At 63.1% G+C, this 25088-nt stretch carries 25 protein-coding genes; 12 read left to right on the top strand and 13 right to left on the bottom strand.

Translation table 11 applies throughout. The features are described from left to right. Positions 1–172: 172 nt before the first annotated feature. The 4 genes from ASD83_RS20245 to ASD83_RS20230 all read right to left on the bottom strand — a co-directional run bounded on the left by ASD83_RS20245 (position 173) and on the right by ASD83_RS20230 (position 2855). Positions 173–910, bottom strand: a complete 738-nt coding sequence (locus ASD83_RS20245) for a TlyA family RNA methyltransferase (protein WP_056314223.1) — start codon at positions 908–910, stop codon at positions 173–175. Further along, positions 907–1506, bottom strand: a complete 600-nt coding sequence (locus tag ASD83_RS20240) for an SCO family protein (protein WP_056314222.1) — start codon at positions 1504–1506, stop codon at positions 907–909. The genes ASD83_RS20245 and ASD83_RS20240 overlap by 4 nt, the downstream gene beginning before the upstream one ends. 144 nt (positions 1507–1650) lie before the next feature. Further along, complete coding sequence (locus ASD83_RS20235; protein WP_046144434.1) at positions 1651–1899, bottom strand: exodeoxyribonuclease VII small subunit; 249 nt, start codon at positions 1897–1899, stop codon at positions 1651–1653. A gap of 8 nt (positions 1900–1907) precedes the next feature. Beyond that, a complete protein-coding gene (locus ASD83_RS20230; RefSeq protein ID WP_056314221.1) occupies positions 1908–2855 on the bottom strand; it encodes a histone deacetylase family protein in 948 nt (315 codons plus the stop codon). 126 nt (positions 2856–2981) lie between these two features. On the opposite strand from ASD83_RS20230, the gene ASD83_RS20225 reads away from it, so the two are divergent. Continuing rightward, positions 2982–3923: an L-threonylcarbamoyladenylate synthase gene (locus ASD83_RS20225; protein ID WP_056314220.1), complete on the top strand. Its 942-nt coding sequence runs from the start codon at positions 2982–2984 to the stop codon at positions 3921–3923. Positions 3924–4082: 159 nt separating this feature from the next. On the opposite strand, the gene ASD83_RS20220 is transcribed toward ASD83_RS20225, so the two are convergent. After that, a complete protein-coding gene (locus tag ASD83_RS20220) occupies positions 4083–5036 on the bottom strand; it encodes a DnaJ C-terminal domain-containing protein (RefSeq protein WP_056314219.1) in 954 nt (317 codons plus the stop codon). A gap of 107 nt (positions 5037–5143) precedes the next feature. Here ASD83_RS20220 and pdxH point away from each other — a divergent pair, with 107 nt between their 5' ends. Both pdxH and ASD83_RS20210 read left to right on the top strand, forming a co-directional pair. Then, the gene (gene pdxH, locus ASD83_RS20215; protein WP_156386068.1) at positions 5144–5779 is read left to right on the top strand and encodes a pyridoxamine 5'-phosphate oxidase; all 636 of its coding nucleotides are present in this window, start codon (positions 5144–5146) and stop codon (positions 5777–5779) included. A 65-nt stretch (positions 5780–5844) separates the two neighbouring features. Further along, positions 5845–6672 (top strand): DUF1499 domain-containing protein, encoded by an 828-nt coding sequence (locus ASD83_RS20210; RefSeq protein ID WP_056314218.1) that lies wholly within the window; start codon positions 5845–5847, stop codon positions 6670–6672. 218 nt (positions 6673–6890) lie between these two features. On the opposite strand, the gene glpK is transcribed toward ASD83_RS20210, so the two are convergent. After that, a complete protein-coding gene (glpK, locus tag ASD83_RS20205; RefSeq protein ID WP_056314217.1) occupies positions 6891–8372 on the bottom strand; it encodes a glycerol kinase GlpK in 1482 nt (493 codons plus the stop codon). Positions 8373–8507: 135 nt separating this feature from the next. After that, the gene (gene glpD, locus ASD83_RS20200) at positions 8508–9995 is read right to left on the bottom strand and encodes a glycerol-3-phosphate dehydrogenase (RefSeq protein WP_056314216.1); all 1488 of its coding nucleotides are present in this window, start codon (positions 9993–9995) and stop codon (positions 8508–8510) included. A gap of 252 nt (positions 9996–10247) precedes the next feature. Here glpD and ASD83_RS20195 point away from each other — a divergent pair, with 252 nt between their 5' ends. Continuing rightward, the gene (locus ASD83_RS20195; protein ID WP_056314215.1) at positions 10248–11183 is read left to right on the top strand and encodes an AEC family transporter; all 936 of its coding nucleotides are present in this window, start codon (positions 10248–10250) and stop codon (positions 11181–11183) included. A 94-nt stretch (positions 11184–11277) separates the two neighbouring features. Here the strand turns inward: ASD83_RS20195 and ASD83_RS20190 are convergent, their stop codons facing one another. The 4 genes from ASD83_RS20190 to uxaC all read right to left on the bottom strand — a co-directional run bounded on the left by ASD83_RS20190 (position 11278) and on the right by uxaC (position 15543). Next, positions 11278–12447, bottom strand: coding sequence for a M20 aminoacylase family protein (locus ASD83_RS20190; RefSeq protein WP_056314214.1), 1170 nt, complete (start codon positions 12445–12447; stop codon positions 11278–11280). A gap of 88 nt (positions 12448–12535) precedes the next feature. Further along, entirely contained in the window at positions 12536–13039 is a 504-nt protein-coding gene (locus tag ASD83_RS20185; protein ID WP_056314213.1) for a CAP domain-containing protein, read from the bottom strand. 19 nt (positions 13040–13058) lie between these two features. Continuing rightward, a complete protein-coding gene (locus tag ASD83_RS20180; RefSeq protein WP_056314212.1) occupies positions 13059–13910 on the bottom strand; it encodes an aminoglycoside phosphotransferase family protein in 852 nt (283 codons plus the stop codon). A gap of 214 nt (positions 13911–14124) precedes the next feature. After that, complete coding sequence (gene uxaC / locus ASD83_RS20175) at positions 14125–15543, bottom strand: glucuronate isomerase (protein ID WP_056314284.1); 1419 nt, start codon at positions 15541–15543, stop codon at positions 14125–14127. A gap of 219 nt (positions 15544–15762) precedes the next feature. Between uxaC and ASD83_RS21080 the strand changes: the two genes are divergently transcribed. The 8 genes from ASD83_RS21080 to ASD83_RS20140 all read left to right on the top strand — a co-directional run bounded on the left by ASD83_RS21080 (position 15763) and on the right by ASD83_RS20140 (position 23241). Beyond that, on the top strand, positions 15763–15924 hold the full coding sequence (locus ASD83_RS21080; protein ID WP_156386067.1) for a hypothetical protein: 162 nt from the start codon (positions 15763–15765) through the stop codon (positions 15922–15924). Positions 15925–15982: 58 nt separating this feature from the next. Further along, on the top strand, positions 15983–16654 hold the full coding sequence (locus ASD83_RS20170) for a response regulator transcription factor (RefSeq protein WP_056314211.1): 672 nt from the start codon (positions 15983–15985) through the stop codon (positions 16652–16654). A gap of 173 nt (positions 16655–16827) precedes the next feature. Next, complete coding sequence (locus ASD83_RS20165; RefSeq protein WP_056314210.1) at positions 16828–19281, top strand: extracellular solute-binding protein; 2454 nt, start codon at positions 16828–16830, stop codon at positions 19279–19281. A 206-nt stretch (positions 19282–19487) separates the two neighbouring features. Next, positions 19488–20330 (top strand): 2,3,4,5-tetrahydropyridine-2,6-dicarboxylate N-succinyltransferase, encoded by an 843-nt coding sequence (gene dapD, locus ASD83_RS20160; protein WP_056314209.1) that lies wholly within the window; start codon positions 19488–19490, stop codon positions 20328–20330. 137 nt (positions 20331–20467) lie between these two features. Further along, positions 20468–20947 carry a DUF805 domain-containing protein gene (locus ASD83_RS20155; RefSeq protein WP_056314208.1) on the top strand — a complete coding sequence of 160 codons (480 nt, stop codon included), beginning with the start codon at positions 20468–20470 and terminating at the stop codon, positions 20945–20947. A gap of 17 nt (positions 20948–20964) precedes the next feature. Further along, positions 20965–22119: a succinyl-diaminopimelate desuccinylase gene (gene dapE, locus ASD83_RS20150; protein ID WP_056314207.1), complete on the top strand. Its 1155-nt coding sequence runs from the start codon at positions 20965–20967 to the stop codon at positions 22117–22119. After that, on the top strand, positions 22116–22661 hold the full coding sequence (locus tag ASD83_RS20145) for a hypothetical protein (protein WP_056314206.1): 546 nt from the start codon (positions 22116–22118) through the stop codon (positions 22659–22661). The genes dapE and ASD83_RS20145 overlap by 4 nt, the downstream gene beginning before the upstream one ends. Positions 22662–22677: 16 nt before the next feature. Further along, positions 22678–23241, top strand: a complete 564-nt coding sequence (locus ASD83_RS20140) for a hypothetical protein (RefSeq protein ID WP_056314205.1) — start codon at positions 22678–22680, stop codon at positions 23239–23241. A gap of 81 nt (positions 23242–23322) precedes the next feature. Here ASD83_RS20140 and truA read toward each other — a convergent pair whose 3' ends face one another. Both truA and fmt read right to left on the bottom strand, forming a co-directional pair. Further along, positions 23323–24060 carry a tRNA pseudouridine(38-40) synthase TruA gene (gene truA / locus ASD83_RS20135; protein WP_056314204.1) on the bottom strand — a complete coding sequence of 246 codons (738 nt, stop codon included), beginning with the start codon at positions 24058–24060 and terminating at the stop codon, positions 23323–23325. Next, positions 24060–24986, bottom strand: a complete 927-nt coding sequence (fmt, locus tag ASD83_RS20130; protein WP_056314203.1) for a methionyl-tRNA formyltransferase — start codon at positions 24984–24986, stop codon at positions 24060–24062. The genes truA and fmt overlap by 1 nt, the downstream gene beginning before the upstream one ends. Positions 24987–25088: the final 102 nt, after the last annotated feature.

The raw sequence follows: 25088 nt of genomic DNA, 5'->3' as shown, positions 1-25088 counted from the left end.
GGAAGGGCGGCGTAACGCTTCTCCTGAAATTCCGGCCATCCACCGGCTGTCATCCCGGGCTCGACCCGGGCCCCATAATGAGATCTCGAGATGGGCCCCGGCCTAAAGCCGGGGTGACAATCGAGTTTGTGGGTGCATCAGACGAAAAATGACGTGATCTGGGACGAATGTTTTAGCCGCGCGAAAAGACCAGCACCGTTTCCTGGTTGCCGTCGCCGCCGGCGATGGGGGAGGCGAGGCTGAGGCGGTGGGCGAAGCCGGTTGTTTCGACAAAGGCGATGACTTCGGCCATGGCGCGGGCGCCGGCCTCTGTGTCGGTGACGATGCCGCCCTTGCCGACGAAATCGCGGCCCACTTCGAACTGGGGCTTGAAGAGGATCACCGCATCGGCGCGGGGCGCGCAAAGCCCGAGCGGGGCGGCCAGAACCTTGGTGACCGACACAAAGCTCAGATCCGAAACCAGGAGATCTACCGGCTCGGGGATGTCGTCGCGCGAAAGCTCGCGCGCGTTAAACCCTTCGAGGCTCACGACGCGGGGGTGGCCCTTGAGCCGGCGGTGCAATTGTTCATGCCCGACATCGACGGCAAAGACCTTTGCCGCCCCGCGTTCGACCAGAACCTGGGTGAAGCCGCCGGTCGAGGAGCCGACATCGAGGCAGGTCTTGCCCTCGACGCTGATGCCGCCCGCATCAAGGCCCGCCACGAGCTTTAGCGCGGCGCGCGAAACGTAACCCGAAGCCGGATCGTCGAGGGCGATGACATCGTCTGGCCCCACCATCTGGTTGGGCTTTCTCGCCGGTTCGCCATTGACGATCACCGTGCCGCGCAGGATCGCGTCGCGGGCGCGCGCCCGGCTCGGCAGGAGTTTTCGCTGCTCGATCGCAAGGTCAAGGCGGATGCGGGGGCTCACCGCTCGACGAGCCGCTTTACCTTGGCGAGCGCGGTATCCTGCGCCTCTTCATAGGCGACGGTGCCCTGGAAGGTGCCGTTCTTGTCGATGAGGAAGGTGAGCGCGGTGTGATTGACGAGATAGAACTCGCTTTCGACATCGCCGGCCTTTTCCGAAAAGACGCCAAAGGCGGCCTTGACCTGATCGGTCGCGGCCTGATCGCCCACCAGGCCTATTACCGAAGGATCGAAGCCTTCGACATAGGATTTGACCATTTCGGGCGTGTCGCGCTCGGGATCGACGGTGACAAAGATGATGCGCAGCTGTTCCGGGGTCAGCCCCAATTGCGCGCGCCAGGCGGTGGTTTCGGCCAGCGTTGTCGGGCACACATCGGGGCAGAAGGTATAGCCAAAGAAGATCAGGCTCGGCGTGCCGACCAGATCTTTTTCGGTAAACGTCCCGCCCTGAGTGGAATTGAGCGCAAAGCTCTGGCCATTGAGCCCGAGAGGGCGCTGGGGTGGACGGAACACATAAAGAAAGGTCGCCCCAAGGGCCGCCACGGCCACCAGGGCCCAAAGCACAATACGGAAATTGCGCAGCGTCTTGTTGGTTGTCATGTTTTGGGCCCTAACCCCCACCCAGCCTCCCCCTGAGAGGGAGAGGGGCTGGTCCGGTAATTTAGAAAGTATCTCGCCCCACACACCGCTCGGTCCCTCCCCCTTGGAGGGGGAGGCTAGGTGGGGGTTCTGAGCGTCACAAACTCAGTTCGCGTCGAGCGGCTCGGTGCCGATGGCTTTGCCTTCGCGGCTCAAGGTGATCTTTTCGATCCGGGCTTCGGCGGTTTTGAGGAGCATCTCGCAGTGCGCTTTCAGCGCCTCGCCGCGCTCATAGATGGCGATGGATTCGGCGAGCGGGGCGCGGCCGCTTTCGAGCTTTTGCACGATCTGTTCAAGCTGCTCCAAAGCCGCTTCGAAGCTCAGGGTTTTCACATCCTCGGCGATCTCGGCCATGGTCCATCCTAAAAGTTGAGAGAACTCGTCGCCCCGTCCATCAGCATGCCCACGTGCTGGCGCACGCCTCCGGCAAGGCCCTTGAGGTCATAACCACCTTCGAGCAGCGACACAATGCGATTGCCGCAGCGGCGTTCGGCCACATCCATCAACTTGCCGGTGACCCAGGCAAAATCCTGATCCACCCATTCGAGCTGGGCCAGCGGGTCCCGCTCATGCGCGTCGAACCCGGCCGAGATCAGAATCAGGTCCGGGGCGAAATTGTCGAGCGCGGGCAGGATGATCTCATTGTAGACCGCGCGCATTTCCCAACCATCGCTATGGGCCTTGAGCGCGGCATTGACGATATTGCCGACGCCGTGTTCGCTCGGATGCCCGGTGCCGGGAAACAGCGGCATCTGGTGGCTGGAGGCATAGAAAACGCTGGGGTCTTCGTAAAAGATATCCTGGGTGCCATTGCCGTGATGGACGTCGAAATCGACGATGGCGACGCGCTCGGCCCCATATTTGCGCTGCGCCTCGCGCGCTACGATGGCCACCGTATTGATCAGGCAAAAGCCCATGGGCCGATCGATCTCGGCATGGTGGCCCGGCGGGCGAATGGCGCAAAAGGCATTGTCGACCTCGCCCATGACAACCGCATCGAGCGCGGCCATGGCCCCGCCCAAGCCGGTGGCGGCAACCGAAAGCGATTGATCCGAAATATAGGTATCGGCATCGAGCTGCCCGATGCCCTCGGCCGGCCGGGCCATGCGCAGCCGCGCCATATAGCGCTCGTCATGGACGAGTTCGGCCAGCGTGATATCGCCATAGGGCGCCTCGCGCCGCACCAGAGGATCGAATTCGCCTGTTGCCAGCGCCTCTTCGACCGCGACGATGCGATCGGCGCGCTCGGGATGGCCGGGCGGGGTCAGGTGATCGGCAAAATTGGGCTGGCTGATGAGAAGCGTGGTCACGTGTGACTTTCGGAGCGTTTCAGGAAAGGGAATACCACTTTTCCGCCCCGAAAGCGCGACAAACGCTGGAGCCCCTCTCGACCCAGCCGACTTGACGCGCACGACGCCTGTTGTCAAACACCGGCCATGAGCACATTTCCCGACGAAGAGGCCATTGCCCAAGCCGCCGCGTCCCTCCGCGCGGGGAAACTCGTCGCCTTTCCCACCGAGACGGTCTATGGCCTCGGCGCCGATGCGACCAATGCCGATGCGGTGCTCTCGATCTATGAAACCAAGGGCCGGCCGCGCTTCAATCCGCTGATCGCCCATGTGGCCGATCTGGCCATGGCGGAAACGCTGGCGGTGTTTTCGCCGCTGGCGCGTGCGCTGGCGGAGAGGTTCTGGCCGGGGCCGCTGAGTATCGTTGTGCCCCTGCGGCCCGGGCACGGCCTTGCCGATGTGGCGACTGCCGGGCTCGACACCGTTGCCCTGCGCATGCCGGACCACAAGATTGCCCTGGCGCTGCTGCGGGCCGTGGGCCGCCCGCTTTCGGCGCCGTCGGCCAATCCATCGGGGAAACTCTCGCCCACCACAGCCGAGCAGGTTCGCCGCGGCCTTGGCGGGAGGGTGCCGGTGCTTGATGGGGGGGCGTGCAAGGCGGGCGTTGAATCGACTATTGTCGCGGTCGATGGCGAGAGCATCATCCAGCTCCGGGCCGGGGCGCTGGCGCGCGAGGAGATCGAAGCGGCGTTTGGGCGAAAAGTCATCCGGGCCGCCAAGGGGGCGAAGATTTCGGCGCCCGGCATGCTGCTCAGCCACTATGCGCCCAATGCCGCCATGCGGCTCGATACGGTGCCGCAGCCGGGCGAGGCGTTTCTGGCCTTTGGTCCGGCGGGGGATTTCGACGGGGAGGTACGGAACCTTTCGCCGGCGGGGGAGCTCCACGAGGCGGCGCGAAATCTTTTTTCGATGCTGCATGAATTGGATGCGACGGGGGCGAAGGTGATCGCGGTGGCGCCTGTGCCGCATGAGGGGCTGGGCGAGGCGATCAACGACAGATTGCAGAGGGCTGCGGCGCCGCGGGGGTAGGAGGCCACGGACGCGCTGGGCGTCACCCCCTCCCATCCTCCCCCATCAAGGGGGAGGTGTTGTATCGAGTTTGGGACTCGATCCAGTTCCTAGCCACTGTTCCCAACCGAATTCGGTGACACCTCCGGCTGGGAGGGGGCAAGCGCGCAGTGCCGTCCCCTAGTCTCGCACCTTATACGGCTTCTGGTCCCGCATGAATCTTGCCAGGGCTTCGAGGTCGGGGTCGCCGCCGGGGGGGAGGACGACGCGGATGTTGACGTATAGGTCGCCGTCGCCGTGCAGGCCCTTGCCCTTGAGGCGGAGGGCCTTGCTGGTGTCGACGCCTGGCGGCAGGTTCAGTTCGACCGAACCATCAAGGGTCGGCACGCGCACCTTGGCGCCGAGTACGGCCTCGTAGAGCGTGACCGCCACATCGGTGCGCACATCGCGGCCATCGCGGCGGAAGGTCTTTGATTTTTCAAAGCGTACCGTCACCAGCGCGTCGCCCGGCTCGCCGAAGGCATTGGGCGTGCCCTGGCCCTTGAGGCGGATCTGCTGGCCCTCTTCCACCTTCTCGGGCAGTTTGACGTTCAGCATTTTGCCCGAAGGCATGCGCACCGGCACGGAGGCCGCCTTGTGCGCATCTTCGAGCGAGACGGTGGCGTTCACCACCACATCATCGCCCTTCATGCGCGCGCCGGCCCCGGCACCTGCGCCGCCCGTCGCGCCACCGGCAAAGGGGTCCCATTGCGCGCCGCCCGCAGCGCCGGGGCGCGGGCCACCGCGCGGCTGGCCGCCGAAGCCGCTCATGAATTCCTTCAAAATGTCTTCGGCCGAAAAGCCGCCGGCGCCAGCAGCGCCCGGCCGCGCGCCACGGCCCGCTCCGCCATTGCCAAAGCCGGCAAAGCGCGGATTGCCCTCGGCGTCGATTTCGCCGCGATCATACTGGCCACGCTTTTCGCCATCATTGAGCAGGTCATAGGCATGCGTCGCTTCGGCAAATTTGCCGTGCGCCGAAGGATCTTCGGGATTCTGGTCGGGGTGATACTTCTTGGCCAGCTTGCGATAGGCGGACTTGATGTCCTTCTCGCTTGCGGACCGCGGCACCCCGAGCACGGTGTAAGGATCGCGCATTTGGTCCAATCTATCTGGGTCGGGCGTTGCTTCGCCCACATTTGACGCCTTATATGGCCACCCACCCCCTTCTTGTCCAGTTTTGGAGGGGCAAAAGCGCGGGAAATATGACGATGCTGCAAACGCTCACCGAACGCCTTTTCGATGATGGGGACCGTTCGGGCCTCGATCCCTTTGCCGTGTTCGAGGAATGGTTTGCGCTGGCCCAGGAGAGCGAAGCCAACGATCCGCATGCCATGGCGCTCGCCAGCGCCGATGCGGCCGGCATGCCCGATGTGCGCATGGTGCTGCTCAATGCCCGCGACAAAAGTGGCTTTTGCTTCTTCACCAATTTCGAGAGCGACAAGGGCCGCCAGCTGCTGGCCAATCCGCAGGCATCAGCGGTTTTTCACTGGAAGTCGCTGCGCCGGCAGGTTCGGCTGCGCGGGCCGGTGGAGGTGGTCAGCCCCATTGAATCCGACACTTATTTTGCTTCGCGCCATCGCGGCAGCCAGATCGCCTCGTCCGCCTCGCTGCAGTCGCGGCCGCTTGAAAATCGCGAGACGCTGATCGCGCGCGTCGAGGCGCTTACCAATGAGATCGGCACTGCCGATGTGGTGCGGCCCGACCATTGGGCCGGCTTTCGGATAAAGCCCACGATGATGGAATTCTGGAAGGACGGCGAATATCGCCTGCACGATCGGGTTCGTTTCACGCGGGAAACGCCTGATGCCGGCTGGCATAACGGGCGCCTCTATCCCTAATACGCGTTTAAACAATCCCAAGACCTTTGACGTAAAACAGGCGCCAGCAAGGGAAACGCCTCTTCGTGCGCATACTGATCAGAACGTCGAAAACGGCCATCTGGGCCCGCCGGATTGGCAGGATTGCCATTCCGCTCGTCATTCTGCCCGTCGGCATGCACCATCTGGGGCTGATCGAATCGCCGAGCTTTTTCACTGTCGCCATACTGGCGCTGGTGGTTTCGGCGCTCGCCGTGCTGGTCGCCCTCCTGGCGCTGGCGCGCCTGTGGTTCTCCGGCGATCGGGGCTGGGGCAAGGCGCTGATGGGACTTTTCCTCGGCCTCATCTGCCTCGCGCCCTTTGCCTATTATGGCTACTATGCCTGGCGGTTTCCGCCGGTCACCGATATCGCCACCGTGCCGCGCGGCGAACTGCCGCTGCTCTTCCTGCCCGATACCGCGAAAATGCCGCCGCCAAAGCTTATTTCGCCAGACGAGCAGGCGCGCATTTTTCCTAATGCAACGACACGCATCTATCCGCTGGATGTGGTTTCGCTCTTTGGGGTGGTTGAGCGTCTCGTTGAAAACGAGGGCTGGGATATCCGCCGCAAGGTCGCGCCGGGGCCCGATGGGGCGGCGGGGCGGATAAATGCGCGCATTGTCACCCTTCCCGGCTGGCGCGAGGAGGCCGTGTTCCGCGTTGCTCCAACGGCCAATGGCGCCAAGGTCGATATGCGCTCGGCCTCGATCAATGCGCCGCACGATTTCGGCTCCAATGGCAGCCGTATTTCGCGCTTCATGGTCAATCTCGACAATGAAGTCACGACGCTGCTGCGTGACAATCCCAATGCCGGCCAGCTGGCGCCGGAGGACGACGACGAGCCGGCACCGAGTGTGGAGGGCGAAGGGGGCTGATTTTTTGGTACCCAAAGTAGCCCTCATGGTGAGGTGCTTTGCGTTAGCAAAGCCTCGAACCACGAGGGCTACTGGGCGTTTGTCAGCACGCGGCGTACCGCATCGTTCTAAATCGGCAAGCATAGTGGCTCCCGCACCCCCTCCCATCCTCCCCCATCAAGGGGGAGGTGTCACCGAATTCGCCATAGCGAATTCGGTTGGGCCGGTGCTGGTGGCAGCTAGGCAGTCAGCACGCGGCGCACTGCGTCGTCCCAGCCTGCCACTTTTGCCTTGCGCTCCTCGGCGTCCATGGCCGGTTCGAACCGGCGGTCGCGGGCCCAGCTGGAGGCGAATTCTGCCATGTCGGGCCAGACCCCGGCCTTCATGCCGGCGAGCCAGGCCGCGCCCAGGGCCGTAGTTTCCAAAATTGTCGGGCGATCGACCGGCGCGTCGAGCACATCGGCCAGAAACTGCATGGTCCAGTCCGAAGCGACCATGCCGCCATCGACGCGCAGCACCGTGTCGCCATGTGATGTCCAATCCTTGCGCATGGCCTCCAGGAGGTCGCGCGTCTGGTAACAGACCGCTTCGAGCGCTGCCCGGGCGATTTCCGCCGGGCCGGTATTGCGGGTGATGCCAAAGATCGCCCCGCGCGCTTCGGCATCCCACCAGGGCGCCCCGAGGCCGACAAAGGCGGGCACCATATAGACGTTCTGGCTCGGGTCGGCCGTCCGCGCCAGGGGGCCGGTTTCGCTCGCGTGCTTTACAAGCTTGAGGCCATCGCGGATCCACTGCACCGCCGCGCCCGCGATGAAGATCGAGCCTTCGAGGGCGTAAGTGGTCTCGCCATTGAGTCGATAGGCAATGGTCGTCAGCAGCCGGTTTTGCGAACGGACCATGTCCTTGCCGGTATTGAGCACCGCAAAACAGCCCGTGCCATAGGTCGATTTGACCATGCCGGGCGCAAAGCAGGCCTGACCGATGGTCGCCGCATGCTGGTCGCCCGCCACCCCGAGAATGGGAATGGGGGCGCCAAAGAGTTCCGTCACCCCGAAATCATCGGCGCAATCCTTTACGGCCGGGAGGAGTTTTGCCGGCACGCCCAGAATATCAAGCAGGTCCTCGTCCCAGAGATTGCGGCCGATATCGAACAGCAGTGTCCGGGCCGCATTGGTCGCGTCGGTCGCATGCACCCGCCCTTCCGTCAGGCGCCAGATGAGGAAAGTGTCGATGGTGCCGAAGGCCAGTTCGCCCGCCTCGGCCTTGGCGCGCGCGCCTTCGACATTATCGAGCAGCCATTTCACCTTGGTGCCGGAAAAATAGGGGTCGAGCAGCAGGCCGGTTCGTTCGGTAAAGAGCGCTTCGTGCCCTTGCCGCTTGAGGTCGGCGCATGTCGCCGAAGTGCGCCGGTCCTGCCAGACGATGGCATTGTGGATCGGTTTGCCGGTTGCGCGGTCCCACACGACAACCGTCTCGCGCTGATTGGTGATGCCGATGGCGGCGATATCGCTGGCACCGATGCCGGCCTTGCCGAGGGCGGTTTTGATGGTCTCGACGACACTGTTCCAGATTTCCTCGGGATCGTGTTCCACCCAGCCGTCTTGCGGAAAATGCTGGGTAAATTCCTTCTGTCCGACGCCGGCGACTTTCCGGTCGCCATCGAAGACGATGGCCCGGCTAGAAGTGGTGCCCTGATCGATGGCCAGAATGAATTTGGTCAAGGTAATCTCCTCCGCAAGGCTCTCACGGCCTCTCAGCAATTTCCGGATACCCGCGCCTGCGGACACCCCCTCCCACCCTCCCCCATCAAGGGGGAGGTGCTGCATCCAGCGTTTGGCGCCATGTTGCCCAAATGGCTAGCGCGCCAGATATTCCTCCAGCCGGCCCACATCTTCGGCGCCGACCCGCAGGCCCAGTTTGGTGCGCCGCCACAGCACGTCTTGTGCTGCGTATGCCCATTCGTGTTCAACCTGATAATCGACTTCGGCGGCATAAAGGTCAGAGCCAAAATGCTGGCCCAAGTCGGAAAGCGTCTGGCGCTCGCCGAGCAATATCCGCGCCTTGGTGCCATAGAGCCGCATCAGGCGCTTGAGGAGGGTTGCAGGCAGTTGAGGATAATCGAGACCCAGCCGCCGCACTTCGGCGTCAAAACTGAGCGGGCCGAAATCGCCGCCGGGCAGCGTGCTGACCTTGGTCCAGGCCGGTTTCTTCTTGCCCAGAACCTCTTCGACCTTTTCGAGCACGGATTCCGCCAGGCGCCGCGAGGTCGTCAATTTGCCGCCGAACACATTGACGACGGCCCCGGTGGTCTTGTCGCCCTCGAGTTTGAGCACATAATCGCGCGTCGCCTCCTGCGCCGCGCTGGCGCCATCGTCGAAGAGCGGCCGCACGCCCGAATAGGTCCAGACGATTTCGTCTTTCGTGACGGGCTTGGCAAAATATTCGCTTGCCGCCGAGAGCAGATAATCCGTTTCTTCGGCGGTGATTTTGACGTCCTTGGGATCGCCTGTGTAGTCGCGGTCCGTGGTGCCGATCAGGGTGAAATCGTCGGAATAGGGAATGGAGAAAACGATGCGCCCATCCCCGTTCTGGAAAACGTAGCAGCGGTCGTGGTCGTAGAGCTTTTTCACCACGATATGGCTGCCCTGAACCAGCCGCACATTATGCGCGCCGTTTTTGCCCAGGACGCCATTGATGACGCTATCGACCCATGGCCCCGCCGCATTGACGAGCATTTTGGCGCGCACCGTCTCTGTGCCGCCGACGCCTTCGAGCGAAATCGTCCAGGCGCCATTTTCCCGACGCGCCGAGGTCACTTTGGTGCGCGGATAGATTTTGGCGCCCTTGTCTGCCGCGTCGCGCACATTGAGCACCACGAAGCGGGCATCATCGACCCAGCAATCGGAATATTCAAAGCCGAGCCTGAAGCCGGGTTTTAGCGCCTTGCCGGTCACATCGCGCGTCAGGTCGAGCGTTTTGGTGGGCGGCAGCAGCTTTCGCCCGCCCATATAGTCGTACATGGCAAGGCCGGAGCGCAGCAGGAAGGCGGGCCGCAGCCCCTTGTGATGCGGCAGCACGAAGCGCAGCGGGCGAATGATATGGGGCGCGGCGGCCCAGAGGACTTCGCGCTCGGCCAGCGCTTCGTGCACGAGGCGGAATTCGTAATGTTCGAGATAGCGCAAGCCGCCGTGAATGAGCTTGCTCGCCGCTGAACTCGTGCCCGAGGCGAAATCGTTCATCTCGGCAAGGCCGACGCTGAAGCCGCGCCCCACCGCATCGCGCGCCACGCTGGCACCATTGATGCCGCCGCCGATCACGAACAGGTCGAGCACAGTCTCACTCATGGCAATTCCTCAGGTCCTGTTTCGTATATAGGTCATATGGTTTCGTTTTGGAACTATTTGTGTTTCGTTTTGTCACTCACACACCACGTAGGGCGTGATTCCTGCGAAGCATCTGCTCGAACCAGAGATTCCCGCTTTCGCGGGAATGACGCGGTGGATGGACACAAAATATCTTCCATACAAGACGAAGGTTGACCGGGCTGGCGCGAGGGTCTAGGCCTCCTTCGCCCTCCCGGCCCGGATCCTCGGCCAATGCTCGACATCATCTACGTCATCCTGCCCATTTTCGCGCTTATGGGCCTTGGCTATGTGGCCGTGTTGAAACGGCTTTATCCGGCCGAAGGCGTCAAAGCCTTGATCGCCTTCGTTAACAATTTTGCGACGCCGTGCCTGTTGTTCCACTCGATTTCGACGAGTGACTTCCGCTCGGCCTTCAATCTCTCGATCATCGGACCGTTTTATCTCGGCGCCTTTGTCTGCTTCGCCCTTGGCATCTTCATTGCCCGCCGCGCCTTTGGCAATCGTCCGGGGGAAAGCGTTGCCGCCGGTTTTTCCGGCACTTTTACCAATACGGTGCTGGTGGGCCTGCCCATCCTGACGCGCGCCTATGGTCCCGAAGCGCTGCCGGTGACCCTTTCCATCATCGGTCTGCATGGGGCGATCCTGTTGACCGTGGGCATGGTCACGATGGAACTGGTCAAGCGCGACGGTCAGCCGCTCGGAAAGACGCTGCTGGTGGCTTTCCGGCGCGTCGTCTCCAATCCGCTGATCTGGGGCATTGCCGCGGGTATTATCGGCTCATTGCTCGAAATTCAGCTGATCGAGCCGGCGGAAGCGTTTTTCGTGATGATGAGCCAGGCCGTGGTCCCCGCCGCGCTTTTCGGCATTGGCGGGGCGCTGGTCGAATTCAAGCTGTCGGAAAATTGGAAGCAGGCGCTCGTCGCCTCGCTGATCAAGCTGATCGTCCACCCCGCCATCGCCTATGTGCTGATGATCTGGGTGCTGCACGTGCCGCTCGAAATCGCCCGCTATGGCATTTTGCTCTCGGCCATGCCGGCGGGGGTGAACATCTATGTGTTTGCGACATATTACGATCGCGGGGTGAGCGTCGCGACGAACACCATCCTCATCGCCACGGTGCTGTCGGCCGTGACGATTACGGGGTGGCTGTATGTTTTGGCGCTTTAGGGGTGCCACACCCTCGTGGTTCGAGGCCCCGGGTCAAGCCCGGGGCACCTCACCATGAGGGTTACTGGAGGTGGGGCGGCAGAAAGCGGGAGGGTCAGCCGGCCTTCAGCGCCGTTTCTGCGAGCCGCACCCAGTAGCTGGTGCCCACCGGAATGGCGTCGTCGTTGAAGTCGTAGGTATCGGTATGCAGTTCCGAGGTATTGCCGTTGCCGAGGAAGATGTAGGCCCCCGGACGCTCGTTGAGCATGAAGGAAAAATCCTCGCCGCCCATGGACGGGGGCACATTGCGATCGACCCGCTCGGCGCCGGCAATTTCGCTGGCGACATCGGCTGCAAAATCGGCTTCGGCGGGGGAATTGACGGTTACCGGATAGCCGCGCGCATAGCGGATCTCGGCGCTGGCGCCAAAACTCTGGGCAAACTGCGGCACGATCTCGTTGAGCCGGGCTTCGATGAAATCCTGCACCGCGCCGTCGAGGGTGCGCACCGTGCCGGTGATTTTCGCGGTCTGGGAGATGACATTGTCGGCTTCGCCCGCCTCGATCATGGTTACGCTCAGAACCGCTGATTCCAGCGGATCGAGGTTGCGCGACACGATGGTTTGCAATGCGGTCACCATCTGGGCGGCGACGATGATCGGATCGACGGTCTGTTGGGGCCGCGCCGCGTGCCCGCCCTGCCCGGTAATGGTGATATAGAACCGGTCGGTCGCCGCCATGATGCCGCCATGGCGAATGCCGAAATGTCCGACCGGCATGCCGGGCCAATTGTGCATGCCATAGACTTCGGCAATGTCGAATTTTTCGACCAGCCCATCCTCGATCATCACCTTGCCGCCGCCGCCGCCCTCTTCGGCCGGCTGGAAGATCAGCGCCACGCGCCCATCGAAATTGCGCGTTTCGGCGAGATATTTTGCCGCGCCCAAGAGCATTGCCGTGTGCCCGTCATGGCCGCAGGCGTGCATCTTGCCCGGAATGGTCGAGGCATAGGCGGCGCCGGTTTTTTCGGTGACTGTCAGCGCGTCCATATCGGCGCGGAGGCCCACGGTCTTGCCGCTGTTATTGGTCTTGCCATTGATGATGCCGACAACGCCGGTGCGCCCGAGCCCGGTCACGATCTCGTCAACGCCGAAAGCCCGAAGCTTTTCTGCCACGATCCCCGCGGTGCGATGCACGTCGAACAGCACTTCCGGATGCTGATGCAAATCCCGTCGCCAGGCGGTGATTTCATCATGAAATTCGGCAATGCGGTTGAGGATAGGCATAACAAGTCCGAAGCAAATTGGGATGGGGCAGTGTCTCTGCCCCAAGAGGGGACGTCAACCACCGTTGCGCGCGCGGCTCCGCCCGGCTTCAAACACGCCAGGCGTCAAAACTGCCGCCGGCGATCATGGCCCAGTAGAGTTTTCCCGAAGTGGTGCGCGCCACGGCAAGGCCGAATTCGGTGAACTTTGGCGAGAGCAGCGTGTTGCGGTGGCCCTGGCTTTCGAGCCAGCCGCCGATGACATCGGGCAGGGTTTTATAGCCCTTGGCGACGTTTTCGCCGACGGCGCCAAGATAGCCCGCTTCGGTGACGCGCTGGCGGAGGGTCACGCCGAGATCGTGGCTGAGCGTATCCTGGCGGGCCATGAGGCGGGCCTGCGAAAGGGCCGCGGTTTCGAGGCGAGGATTATAGGTCCAGGGCGGGGCGCCATTGGCTTTTCGGGTGGCGTTGATGGCGGAGATGATCTCGTCGCGCGTCAGGCTTTCGGGCTTATTGGAGGTAGCGGCGGGCAGCGGCGGGATCGTCGCCGAGCAGGCGGAGAGGAGGCTAGCGGCGCCAAGGGCGAGGACGGCGCGGCGGGAAAATTTGGGCATAAAGAGAGTTCCGGGGCGATCAGGCAAGGTCATAGGCACTGAGGAGATTGGGGAGGCAGGCCAGTTGCCCGGTTATGGCATTGCCGGCTTCAAGATCCCAGCAGGCCGAGAGCGCGGCATGGGCCGCAGCCCAGCCGAGAATGCGCTTGCGATTGTAGCCAAGGCGCTGGGAGAGGATATCGGCGCGGGCGGCGATGCGCTTGGGATCGGAAGCGATCTCTGTGGCGCGCTCGGGATTGATGAAGATATTGGCGGTTTCGTAGGCGGGATCGCCGAGGACGCCTTTCGGGTCGATGGCGAGCCAGCCGCGATCCGAACTCATGATATTGTCGTGGTGCAGATCGCCATGGAGCGGCACGATGGCGCTGGGCTTGTCGAAGAGTTTTAGCGCGATACCGGCGGAGCGGGCATAAAGATCGCGGGCCGTGCGGGGCCAGGCGCGGACATCGGTATCAAAGAGCGCCTGAAAACGGTCGCGCAGGGGTTCGAGCCCTTCGGGCGCGTCGGGGCGCGGTTTGTGGAGGCTGGCGACGACCGTAGCGATGGCAATGGTGCCTTCGTCATCCCGTCCCGCCCGGACCGGTTCGCCCAGCGTGCCGCCATCGAGCCATTCCATGAAGACGGTATCGCCATGGGTATCGAAAACCGTGGCGGCGCCATCGCCTTCGTACCATTGGAGGAGGCGAATGCCCCTGCCCTCTTCTTTGGAAGCTTCGGGCTTGATGATTTTCAACGCCGCGAAATTGCGGCCGTTCTGTTCGACACGAAAGAGCCAGCTGCGCGGGGTTTCGGCCACGGGCGTGGATTTGGTCAGGGACCAGCGGATCATGGCGCGGCTGAGCGCGGTTTCGGCAGGAGACTGATTCATCATGGCGCTATTAGAGCGTATTCAGGAAAAGTGGCTACCACTTTTCCGGTTCGAATGCGCGCAAGGCGGCTTGCAGAAGGCGGCGTGGGATTCGAGGGGGTAATCGCTGCTGGCGCGAGAGGGGGGTGAAGGTGTGGTGGGTTTTGGTGCGTGGGGCCCCACCCCCTCCCATCCTCCCCCATCAAGGGGGAGGATGGGAGGGGGTGATCCCCGCGGCTTACTTGATCCGATAAGCGTCTTTCGCCGCCTGGTAGCTCAGGTGTTTGGCGATCTCTTCGGCCGATGACTTTGTAATCCGGTTTTCACCCACCCAGCGGCCCAGGAAGCCGCAGACTTCGCGGCGCCAGACGTCGTGGCGGGCGGGGATGGAGAGGAGAGCGCGGGTGTCGTCGTTGAAGCCGGCAAGGTTATAGAAGCCGGCGGATTCGACGACCTGATCGAGATAGCGGCGGATGCCCTGCGGGCTGTCATGGAACCACCAGGGGGGGCCGATCATCAGCGAAGGCCAGTAGCCGGCCATGGGGGCGAGTTCGCGGGCATAGGTGGTTTCGTCGAGGACGAACATGATGAGCCGCAGGTTGGGCTCGTTGCCGCAGCGCGAGAGAAGCGCGCGGAGGCCGCCGACATAATCGGTGGGGCCGGGAATATCGGCGCCAAGATCGGGGCCGCGTTCGCCGAAGAGCAAGGGATCGGTATTGCGGCGCGAGCCGGCGTGGATCTGCATGACCATGCCGTCTTCGACCGAAAGCAGGGCCATTTCGGTCAGCATCTGGGCGCGGAAGAGTTCGGCGTCAGTGGCGTCGTGCTTGCCGGCGAGAATCTTGTCGAGGAGGGCCTGCTTTTCGTGCGTCGGGAGATCAGCGGTATTGGCGGTGGGCACGCCGTGGTCTGTCGCGACGGCGCCAAAACGGCGAAAATATTCGCGGCGCTTGCGGTGGGCGTTGATCAGGCCATCCCACTTGGAAATGTCTTCGCCGGTCAGTTCGCCGAATTTTTTGAGGTTTTCGACGATGGCGGGGCGGCTGGGGTCGGTGACGTCATCAGGGCGATAGGTGGTGCGGACCTGGCCGATGAGGCCCTGCCCTGCCATCGACTGATGATGGGTCAAGGGATCGAGCGCGAATTCGGTGGTGGCGATGACTTCGACGTTGAAGCGTTCGAGAATGGCGCGCGGCAGGAGTTCGGGCGTGCCGAGTTTGGCGTCGATGGCGTCAAAAATGGCGTCGGCGGTTTTGCCCGAGAGTTCCTCGGTGATGCCGAAGACGGCGTGCAGCGAATGATCGACCCAGGTTTTCGAGGGCGTGCCGGCAAAGAGATAATAATTGTCGGCAAAGAGGCGCCAGGCCTTGCGGTTGTCGGGTTCGACCGGCTTGCCGTCCTTGCGCGGAATGCCGAGCGCATCGTAGCTGATGCCCCGGCTTTTGAGCATGCGCAGCACATAGTGATCGGGCGTCAGGAACAGCGCCGTGGGGCTGGCGAAGCGACCATTCTCTGCGAACCAGGACGGGTCGGTATGGCCGTGGGGGCTGACGATGGGGAGGTCTTTTACCGCCGGGTAGAGATCCCTAGCAATGGATTGCGCGGGCTCGGACGCGGGGAAGAGACGATCGGGGTGGAGGTGTGCTGGCTGGGTCATGGAGAGGTTGTGCCATGTTCGAGAGAGGCTTTCAACATCTTCCATACAAGACGGCAATTGTGAAGATTTAAGACAAATTAACTGCTCTTTCAAACGGCCGTTCGCCATGAAGCCGAGCGAGGTTATCGTGCCGGGGCGGGTGAGAAACAGCTCTCTTCAAAGCGGCTGCCCAATGTCGACTCCTGGCCCCAAAGGGCCGGCGCCACATGAGGGACGAGCATGGCCAATCTCGATTTCGAAGCACAGGGACTAAAGCAGGTGCGGCGCGCAGCGCGGCGCGGGGCGCATGTGCAACGGGCCCAGCAGATGCTGCTGGCGGCGGGGCTGGCCGCGCTTTGCGTGCTGGGCGTCGCCGGGGCGTTTCTGGCGCAGGTGATGTAAGCCGGTTTCGCGCGCCGCACGCCTCCGATACTATCCCGCGCGGGGAGAGCGACCGCGCATGCGCATTTTGCTTGTCGAAGACAATGAGGACCTGGGCGAGGCGATTGAAAAGCGCCTGCGCACGGCCGGCCATTCGGTCGACTGGGTGCGTGACGGGGCCGATGTGGTACCCGCGGCCAAGGGCGAGGACTTTGACGCGGTGGCGCTCGACCTGATGCTGCCCAATCGCGATGGGATCGGGCTGATTGCCGAACTGCGGCGGGAAAAATTTTCGGCCCCGATCCTTGTCATCACCGCGCGTTCGGAAATCGACGACAAGGTGAGCCTCCTTGATCTTGGGGCCGACGATTATCTCGTAAAGCCGTTTGATCTGCGCGAGCTTGAAGCGCGGTTGCGGGCGCTGATCCGGCGGACGGGTGGCAAGACCAGCAGCGTTTTGGCGCTGGGGGATTTGACGCTCGATCTGGCTGGGCTCAATGCCAGTGTGGGCGGGAAGGCGCTGGAGCTGGGGCGGCGGGAATTCCGGCTGCTGGAGATTCTTCTTACTCATGCCGGCAAGGTGGTGGCCAAGGAGCGGCTGATGAACCAGCTGTTCAATTTCGACGAGACCGTGTCGATCAATGCGCTGGAGCTGCATATTTCAAGGTTGAGAAAGAAGCTGGAGCCGGCGCGGGTGGAGATCGGGACCGTGCGCGGGGTGGGATATGTGGCGCGGGCGGTGGATGGGTAGAGCTTTGCACCGCGCGTGCCGCCACCCCTCCCATCCTCCCCCGTCAAGGGGGAGGTGTCACTGAATTCGCTATGGCGAATTCGGTTGGGGACTGTGGCTGTGACGAGAAAGTGCCAGGCACTCGATGCAACACCTCCCCCTTGATGGGGGAGGATGGGAGGGGGTGACCCGGCGTGCCCACTAAAAAATCCTTTTCCATCCGGCGGCGCATCCTCGCGCTGGCGACCGTGCTGCTGCTGGCCGCGGCGGTGGTGCTGATCGTCTTCATTCGCGACTATGCCGAGCGGGCGGCGGATCGGGCGTTTGACCGGTTGCTGGCAGCGTCCGCGCTGACCATTGGCGGGGCGGTGCAGGTTGAGGATGAGACCGTCATCGTCGAATTGCCCTTTGCCGCCTTTGCGATGTTTTCGGGGGCGGATCGCGTTTTCTATGCTGTCGAGGGGCCGGATGCGCGGACGGTGACGGGCTATGAGGACCTCGCCGCAGCAATGGACGAGACCAATTCGGCCGAGCCGCGCTTTGCCGATATTCAGTATCGCGGCGAACTGGTGCGGGTGGCCTCGATCGGGCGGCTGATTTCGACGGCGAGCGATACGGGATGGGTGACCATTCATGTTGCCGAGACGCAGAACCAGCGCGAGGCGCTGAGCACTGAAATTTTGTCCAATGCCATCGTGCCGGTGATTGCGCTGACGCTGCTTGCGGTGGGGCTCGTGTGGTTCGGGATTTCGCGCATGTTTGCGCCGCTGACCGAGCTTGAGCACGACCTTGCGGCGCGGCCGCCGGATGATCTGTCGCCAGTGAGCGTGCCCGTGCCCGTGGAAGTGGGGCAGCTGGTGGCGGCGCTCAATGGATTTATGGGGCGGTTGCAGAAGGCCATGGAGCGGGTGAGCGGGCTGGTGGCGGAGGCCGCGCACGAGGTGCGGACGCCGCTCGCTTCGCTCCGGGCGCAGGCGGAAGTGGCGATGGATGAAACGGATCTGGAAGCCATGCGCGGCCGGGTTGGGCGTATTCACACAGGGGCAGTGCAGGCGAGCCAGTTGGTCAGCCAGCTGTTGATGGACGCGACGATTTCGCATCGGCTGGAAGCGCAGGACAGCGAGATGGTTGTTTTATGGGGGATCATCGAGGACGTGTGCCAGCGGCTCGATGGCGAGCAGTTGGAGCGGGTTTCGCTGGAGGCGTCCGAAGCCGCGCGGGCGGTGCAGGTGCGCGGGGATCGGGTGGCGCTGCGCGAGATGATGCGCAATCTCATCGACAATGGGTTGGTCTATTCGAATGGGCCGGTGGAGATCGGGGCGGAAATTGCGGCGGACGCGCTTGTTATCACGGTCGCGGATCGCGGGCCGGGGATGGATGACGCGGAGAAATCAAGCGTGCTTGAACGCTTCAGGCGTGGCAAGGCGAGCGCCGGCACGGTGGGTTCGGGTCTGGGGCTTTCGATCGTGGCGCGGGTGGTGGAAGGGCATGGCGGGCGGTTGCGATTTGCCGACCGGGACGGCGGCGGGCTGAGGGTAGAGGTGGCGCTGCCGCTGGCGCGGGGGCCGCGGCGGACGGGGCTGGTGGCGATTGCGGGTGTGGCGCTTGCGGCGCTGTTGCTGGTGCCGGGGGAGGCAAAGGCGCAATCGACGCCTTATCCGGCGCCGGATGGGTCGAGCGGGGTTACTCTCACCATTGTGGGGGTGACGGACACGCAGGTGTTCGGGGCCTTTGTCGCCGGCTTTCAGGCGGAGCGGCCGGAGGTGAGCGTCATTTATGAGGAAATGGATTCGCTGCCGCTCTATCGGCAGTTTCTCGATGGCACGCTGCCGGTGGCGCCGGACCTGCTCATTTCTTCGGCGTCGGACCTGCAGCTCAAGCTCGCCAATGATGGGCACGCGTTGGCCTATGACAGCCCCTATCTCGATGCGCTGCCCGACTGGGCGCATTGGCGCAATGAGGTATTTGGGTTCACCTTCGAACCGGCAGTAATCATCTACAATCCCGACCGGATCGCGCTCGACGATGTGCCGCGCACGCATCTGAAACTGGCGGAACTGCTGGAGACGGAAACCGAAAAATTCCGCGGGCAGATTGCGACTTATGACATTGCGCTTTCGGGCGTCGGTTATCTCCTCGCGGCGCAGGACCAGACGATTTCCTCGACGTTTTGGCGGCTGGCGACGGCCTTTGGGCGGGTTGGGGCGCAGTTTTCCGGATCGAGCCCGGCAATTTTGAATGGCGTGGCCGATGGGTCGCTGGCGCTGGGGTATAATGTTTTGGGGTCCTATGCCTTTGCCCGGCAAGCGGAGGGGGCCAATATCGAGATCGTGGTACCGGACGATTATGTGCTGGTGCTGACGCGCTCGATGCTCATTCCGCGGGAAGCGAAAGAGGTCGATCTGGCGCGGGCTTTTGTCGATTTCGCGCTGTCGCCGGCCGGGCAGAAGATTGCGGCGGGCGGTACGGCGCTGGGATCGGTGGTGCCGGGATCGGCGGGGGCGTGGACCAGCGAGGCGATCGCGGCGCGGGGGCGCGGGGTGATCCAGGCCATTGCGCTGGGCCCGAGCCTGCTCGTGGCGCTCGATACGCTGCGGCGGCAGCGGTTTTTGGATACGTGGAAGGAGATCGTATCGCCCAAGCTTTAGGGTTTGGGCTTGCCGAACCCCCACCCTTGATCCCTCCCCACAAGGGGGAGGGAGACGATGGAACCGGGACGACTGTGGCTTGCGCCTCCCTCCCCCTTGTGGGGAGGGAATGAGGGTGGGGGTCGGCAGGCGCAGAAGCCCGCATTCAAGTTGACACTCCGCCCGTCCCCGCTATGGTCCGCGCCAGCATTTCCGTAGGAGCCGTCATGTCGCACGCCCAGCTTTCCACTGTCATCGAAACCGCCTTTGAAAACCGGGCCGAGATCAATTTCTCGACCAAAGGCGAAGTGCGCGATGCGGTGGAAACGGCGCTGAACCTGCTCGATTCAGGCGAGGCGCGCGTGGCCGAGAAAGTGAACGGCGATTGGCAGGTTAATCAGTGGCTGAAGAAGGCCGTGCTGCTCTCCTTCCGGCTCAATGACAACGTGCTGATCGAAGGCGCGCCGGGCGGGGCCAACTGGTTCGACAAGGTGCCATCGAAGTTCGTCGGCTGGGGCGACAACCAATATCGCGCCGCCGGTTTCCGCACCGTGCCGGGCGCCGTGGTGCGGCAGTCGGCGTTTATCGGCAAGGGCGTTATCCTGATGCCGAGCTTTGTGAACCTTGGCGCCTATGTCGATGAAAACACCATGGTCGATACCTGGGCGACGGTGGGTTCCTGCGCGCAGATCGGCAAGAATGTGCACCTTTCGGGCGGCGTCGGCATTGGCGGCGTGCTCGAGCCGCTGCAGGCCAATCCCACCATTATCGAAGACAATTGCTTTGTCGGGGCGCGTTCGGAAGTGGTCGAAGGCGTCATCGTCGGCGAAGGCTCGGTGATTTCCATGGGCGTGTTCATTGGTTCGTCGACCAAGATCATCAATCGCGCCACGGGCGAAGTGCATATCGGCAAGGTTCCGCCCTACTCCGTCGTCGTTTCCGGCTCGCTGCCGGGGAAGCCATTGCCGGATGGTACGCCGGGCCCGAACCTTTATTGCGCTGTGATCGTGAAAACCGTCGATGCGCAGACGCGCTCCAAGACCGGCATCAACGAACTGCTGCGCGACTAAGACCAATCCTCGTCGTCGTTACCGGGCTCATCCCGGCAATTGCACGGCAGGCATAATAGCCGGCGCTGGCACTTGCTGCGCCGGCATTCTAGTCTTTGCGAATGCCGGAATGATTCCGGCCATTTGGAGGGGACTAAATGGATAAAATCATCGCGCTCTTGACCACATCGGACGGCCGCATTGGCCGCCAGCAATGGTGGATCGGCGTGCTCGCCGTCTTTGTCGTCGCGCTGGTCGTCGGCCTCGTCTTGAACCTGATCGCCTTTGGCAATTTCACGGTTCTGTCCTGGCTCTATGTGCTGCTGAACCTGGCCCTGCTTTGGCCGACCTACAATCTGGGCATGAAGCGCCGGCACGACCGCGATAGTGACGGCATGGACCTCAAGATTTTCCTCGGCGCCAGCGTGCTGCTCAATCTCCTCGCAGCCACGGGCATCGGCTTTTCTGTCGTCGATGTGGGTGGTGGCCTCATGCTGCCGCAGCCGCCGTTCTGGCTGTCGGCGCTCAATCTGATCTTTGGCATTTTTGCCATCTACATGCTCGTGCAGCTCGGTTTTCTCAAGGGCACCACGGGCTCCAACACCTTTGGCTCCGACCCTGTCGGCGCCGCTGCCTGACCTTTAGGACTTTTCCGTTGACCATCGATCCGCAGAACCTGCTCGAACGCCTCATTGTCTGCCCCTCGGTGACGCCGGAGGCAGCGGGGGCGCTCGAACTTCTGGGCAAGGAGCTGGAAGCGATCGGCTTTGCCGTGACGCATCTGCGGTTCGATGGTGACGGGTCCTATCCCGTCGACAATCTCTTTGCGAGCCGCGGTACCGGGGGACGAAAGCTGCTCTTTGCCGGGCATACCGACGTGGTGCCGCCGGGCGATCTCAAGCAGTGGACCAGCGATCCCTTTGTGCCGCGGATCGAGGGCGGCAAGCTTTTCGGGCGCGGTGCCGCCGATATGAAATCGGGTGTGGCGGCTTTTGTCGCCGCCTGTTCGTCCATTCCGGCCGAGGCGGGCACCATCCAGCTTGCCATTACCAATGACGAAGAAGCCGACGCCATCAATGGCACGGAAAAGCTGGTGCGCTGGATGGCCGAGAATGGCCATGGGTTCGATTTTGCGCTGGTGGGCGAGCCAAGCTCGGCCGAAGTTCTAGGCGACAGCATCAAGATCGGGCGGCGCGGCTCGTTTTCGGGTGTGGTGAGGGTTAGAGGTGTGCAGGGGCATGTCGCCTATCCGCACAAGGCGAATAATCCGCTGCCAGTGCTGGCGGCGATTTTGACGGCGCTGAGCACGAGCAAACTCGACGATGGCACGGAGCATTTTCCGGCCAGCAATCTCGAAGTGACGACGGTGGATACAGGCAATCCCACCAGCAATGTCATTCCGGGCGCGGGGGTGCTGAAATTCAATATCCGCTACAATGACACCTGGACGCCAGAGACGCTGGCCGAGTGGGTGCGCGGGCGGATTGCCTCGGTCGAGGCGCATGGCACCGAGGTGACATTTGAGCTGGCCGGCGTACCGTCGCGCGCGTTCCTGTCCCCGCTGAGCGAGGATATCGATACCCTCGTCGACGCCATCGAGGATGTCACCGGGCGGCGGCCGGAATTTTCGACCGGGGGCGGCACCTCGGATGCGCGGTTCATCGCCCAATATGGGCCGGTGGTCGAATGCGGCCTCGTCGGTCCCTCCATGCACAAGGCGGACGAGCATATCGCCATTACCGACCTTGTCGGGCTAACGGCGATCTACGAAAGTTTCATGGAAAAATTCTTCGCGGGCGAGGACGCATGAAGATCTGGACGGCGCTGAAAGAGGCACTGGCCGGCTGGATCGCCATGGTGCGCGGCGAGGCCGATTGGCAGAGGCACTTTGCGATTTCGGCGGCGGGGCTGACGACGGCGCTGGTGCTGTTCCTGTTTTTTGCGCTGCTCTCGATCGCGCTGGCGACGGCGGATGTCGGCATTCCCAATTTCTTCGGCCTCATCATCGCCCTTCTGGTGCAGAGCCTTTCCATCCTCGCGCTGCTCATTGGCATCTTGGTCACAAGGCGCATGGTGCCGGGCGAGGTGCGGCTGCTGGACCTCCTGGTGCCGGGGATTTACGCACTGATCGCCTATCTCGTGGTTGGAACACTTCTCTCGCTGATCGCAGGGCCGGTGCTGATCCTCCTCTGGATTGGCCTCGCCGTTCTGCTGTTTTATCTCGGCTGGCGGGCCGCGGAGTGGAATATCGGGGTTGCTGCGGCATTTGCGGCTTTGACCATGGTGCTGCTTGTCGGTATGCCCGTGACGCTCTACATGGTGCTTGGCCCCGTGGCCGCGCCCCCACCCTGAGACGAGATCCACGCCCTTGGCCCAGCCCAATTCTCCCTTTTTCGAAGAAGCCGCGAGCGCCATAAGGGGCTGTGTTGCCCTGATTACCGGCAAGCGCGATGCTTCGACTTATTTTGATTTTTCCCAGCGCGGCCTTGTCGGCAGCCTGATCGCCGCCGTTGTCGCCGTGATGCTGGCCGGGTTCGGGCCGGTGCTGTTCGGCATCAACCTGCCGCCGGGCACGGCGACGCAGTCTGTCGTCGTCAATGCCGTGTTGTTCGTGGCGCAGGCCGGCATGGCGGCAATCGTGCTGCGGCAGATGGGGCGGCAGGATGGGTTCTTTCCCTATCTCGTGGCCAGCAATTGGGTGACGCTGGTTTCGGCGGTGCTGCTGCTGATTTCGACGCTGTTCGGGGAAGCCGGGATCGTGCTGCTGCTCGGCATCGCTATTGTGGCGCTGCTGACCTTTATCAATATCGGCCGGTTCATCGTGACGCTGGCGCCGTTGCAGATCGCGGCGCTGTTCGTATCGCAAGCGGTTGGGGTGTTTCTGGCGCTGGGGATCGTGGCCATGTTTTTGCCGGCGCCGGCGCTGAGCTAAAACAACGCTTGGTCGTAGCATTGGGGCACGCCCTCGCCCTTCGAGGCTTTGCTTCGCAAAGCGCCTCAGGATGAGGGCTACTTAGTAATCCACCTTCATAAAATATAATCCGGTCGGCGGAGCCATGGCGCGGCAGCGGCTGCGGTCGGCCGCGTCGAGGGCGGCGCGGAAATCGGCCGGGGTCCATTTGCCTTCACCCACCAGTTTGAGCGAGCCGACCATGGAGCGCACCTGATGGTGGAGGAATGAACGGGCGCTGGCGGTGACGACCACGTGGTCCAATTCGCGGCGCACGGCGAAATGGTCGAGCGTGCGGATGGGCGATTTGGCCTGGCACTCGGAGGAGCGGAAGGTCGTGAAATCGTGGCGGCCGAGGATTTTTTGCGCCGCCTCGTGCATGCGATCGGCGTCGAGCGGCTTGGGGACGTGCCAGACCTGATGGCGTTCGAGCGCGGCCGGGGCGCGGCGATTGAGGATGCGGTATTCGTAGTGGCGGGCGAGGGCCGAGAAGCGTGCTTCGAACGTGTCGGGGACGGTTTCGCAATCGATGACCACGGCCGGGTTGGGGCGCAGGTGATAGTTGAGCGCCTCGCGCACGCGGAAGGGATCGCGGTCGGTCGAGAGGTCGAAGTGGACGACCTGGCCGAAGGCGTGGACGCCCGCATCGGTGCGGCCGGAGGCTTGCGTCGTGACGGTTTCGCCGCAGAAGCGGAAGATCGCTTCTTCGAGGGCTTGTTGCACGCTCATCCGGTCGGCCTGGCGCTGCCAGCCGCAAAAGGGGGTGCCGTCATATTCGATGGTGATTTTATAGCGGGGCATCAGCCGACGACGGTTGGCGGCAAGACCCCTGCCCCGCGGAGGAAGGTGGCCGCATCCATGGCGCCCTTGCCTTCGCGCTGCACCTGGGTGAGGCGGACGGCGCCGGTGCCGCAGGCAATGGTGAGGTCCGGGCCGATCAGCGTGCCGGGGGCGGCAGTGCCTGACGCGAGAGTGGAACGCAGCGCTTTTACGCGCGTCGGCTTGCCGGAAAGCTCCAGTTCGAACCAGGCGCCGGGGAAAGGCGAGAGGCCGCGAATGGTGTTGTGCACCTCTTCGGCAGATTTGGAAAAATCGAGTTTTGCCTCGGCCTTTTCGATCTTTGCCGCGTAGGTGACGCCCGCTTCGGGCTGGGGAGTGAAATGGAGGCTGCCGCGTTCGAGCGCTGCCAAGGCGCGGCCCATGAGATCGGCGCCGAGGCGCATCATCTGGTCGTGCAGTTCGCCCGCGGTCATATCGGGGCCGATGGGGATGATTTCGGTCGGGCCCATGGCGCCGGTATCGAGGCCTTCATCCATGTTCATGACGACGATGCCAGTCTCTCTGTCGCCAGCCATAATCGCGCGCTGCATGGGTGCGGCGCCGCGCCAGCGGGGGAGCAGGGAGCCATGGAGATTGAGGCAGCCGAGTTCAGGCGCCTCGAGAATGGGCTTGGGCAGGATCAGGCCGTAAGCGACGACCACGGCGACTTCGGCGCCGAGCGAGGCGAACTGGAGCTGTTCGGCTTCGTTGCGCAGGCTTTTGGGCGTGAAGACGGGAATGCCGAAATTTTCGGCCGCTTCATGCACCGGGCTTTTCCGCTCGGCCTGGCCGCGGCCGGCGGGTTTTGGCGCGCGCGTATAGACCGCGAGGACCTCGTGGCCGGAGGCGACGATCTCGGTCAGCGTCGGCACGGAAAATTCGGGCGTGCCCATGAAGACGACGCGCATTGGCTTGGCCTTTCTATTCCTCGCCCCCTCGGGGAGAGGGTGGATCGCCCGAAGGGCGAGACGGGTGAGGGGGTAATCTCCATTCTCGCTGAAGCCCCCCTC

Origin of the sequence: Devosia sp. Root685 (assembly GCF_001427875.1) — a bacterium.
In the GTDB taxonomy this organism is placed as follows: Bacteria; Pseudomonadota; Alphaproteobacteria; order Rhizobiales; family Devosiaceae; genus Devosia.
The sequence above is the reverse complement of the archived record's forward strand: the minus strand, read 5'-3'. Positions and strand labels throughout refer to the sequence as shown.

Bases quoted from the DNA above. Each gene is read 5' to 3' on its own strand.
- ASD83_RS20240 (WP_056314222.1), bottom strand. From the start codon at position 1,506: ATGACAACCAACAAGACGCTGCGCAATTTCCGTATTGTGCTTTGGGCC.
- ASD83_RS20235 (WP_046144434.1), bottom strand. From the start codon at position 1,899: ATGGCCGAGATCGCCGAGGATGTGAAAACCCTGAGCTTCGAAGCGGCT.
- ASD83_RS20225 (WP_056314220.1), top strand. From the start codon at position 2,982: ATGAGCACATTTCCCGACGAAGAGGCCATTGCCCAAGCCGCCGCGTCC.
- ASD83_RS20220 (WP_056314219.1), bottom strand. From the start codon at position 5,036: ATGCGCGATCCTTACACCGTGCTCGGGGTGCCGCGGTCCGCAAGCGAG.
- pdxH (WP_156386068.1), top strand. From the start codon at position 5,144: ATGACGATGCTGCAAACGCTCACCGAACGCCTTTTCGATGATGGGGAC.
- glpD (WP_056314216.1), bottom strand. From the start codon at position 9,995: ATGAGTGAGACTGTGCTCGACCTGTTCGTGATCGGCGGCGGCATCAAT.
- ASD83_RS20195 (WP_056314215.1), top strand. From the start codon at position 10,248: ATGCTCGACATCATCTACGTCATCCTGCCCATTTTCGCGCTTATGGGC.
- ASD83_RS20190 (WP_056314214.1), bottom strand. From the start codon at position 12,447: ATGCCTATCCTCAACCGCATTGCCGAATTTCATGATGAAATCACCGCC.
- ASD83_RS20185 (WP_056314213.1), bottom strand. From the start codon at position 13,039: ATGCCCAAATTTTCCCGCCGCGCCGTCCTCGCCCTTGGCGCCGCTAGC.
- ASD83_RS20180 (WP_056314212.1), bottom strand. From the start codon at position 13,910: ATGATGAATCAGTCTCCTGCCGAAACCGCGCTCAGCCGCGCCATGATC.
- uxaC (WP_056314284.1), bottom strand. From the start codon at position 15,543: ATGACCCAGCCAGCACACCTCCACCCCGATCGTCTCTTCCCCGCGTCC.
- ASD83_RS21080 (WP_156386067.1), top strand. From the start codon at position 15,763: ATGGCCAATCTCGATTTCGAAGCACAGGGACTAAAGCAGGTGCGGCGC.
- ASD83_RS20170 (WP_056314211.1), top strand. From the start codon at position 15,983: ATGCGCATTTTGCTTGTCGAAGACAATGAGGACCTGGGCGAGGCGATT.
- dapD (WP_056314209.1), top strand. From the start codon at position 19,488: ATGTCGCACGCCCAGCTTTCCACTGTCATCGAAACCGCCTTTGAAAAC.
- ASD83_RS20155 (WP_056314208.1), top strand. From the start codon at position 20,468: ATGGATAAAATCATCGCGCTCTTGACCACATCGGACGGCCGCATTGGC.
- ASD83_RS20145 (WP_056314206.1), top strand. From the start codon at position 22,116: ATGAAGATCTGGACGGCGCTGAAAGAGGCACTGGCCGGCTGGATCGCC.
- truA (WP_056314204.1), bottom strand. From the start codon at position 24,060: ATGCCCCGCTATAAAATCACCATCGAATATGACGGCACCCCCTTTTGC.
- fmt (WP_056314203.1), bottom strand. From the start codon at position 24,986: ATGCGCGTCGTCTTCATGGGCACGCCCGAATTTTCCGTGCCGACGCTG.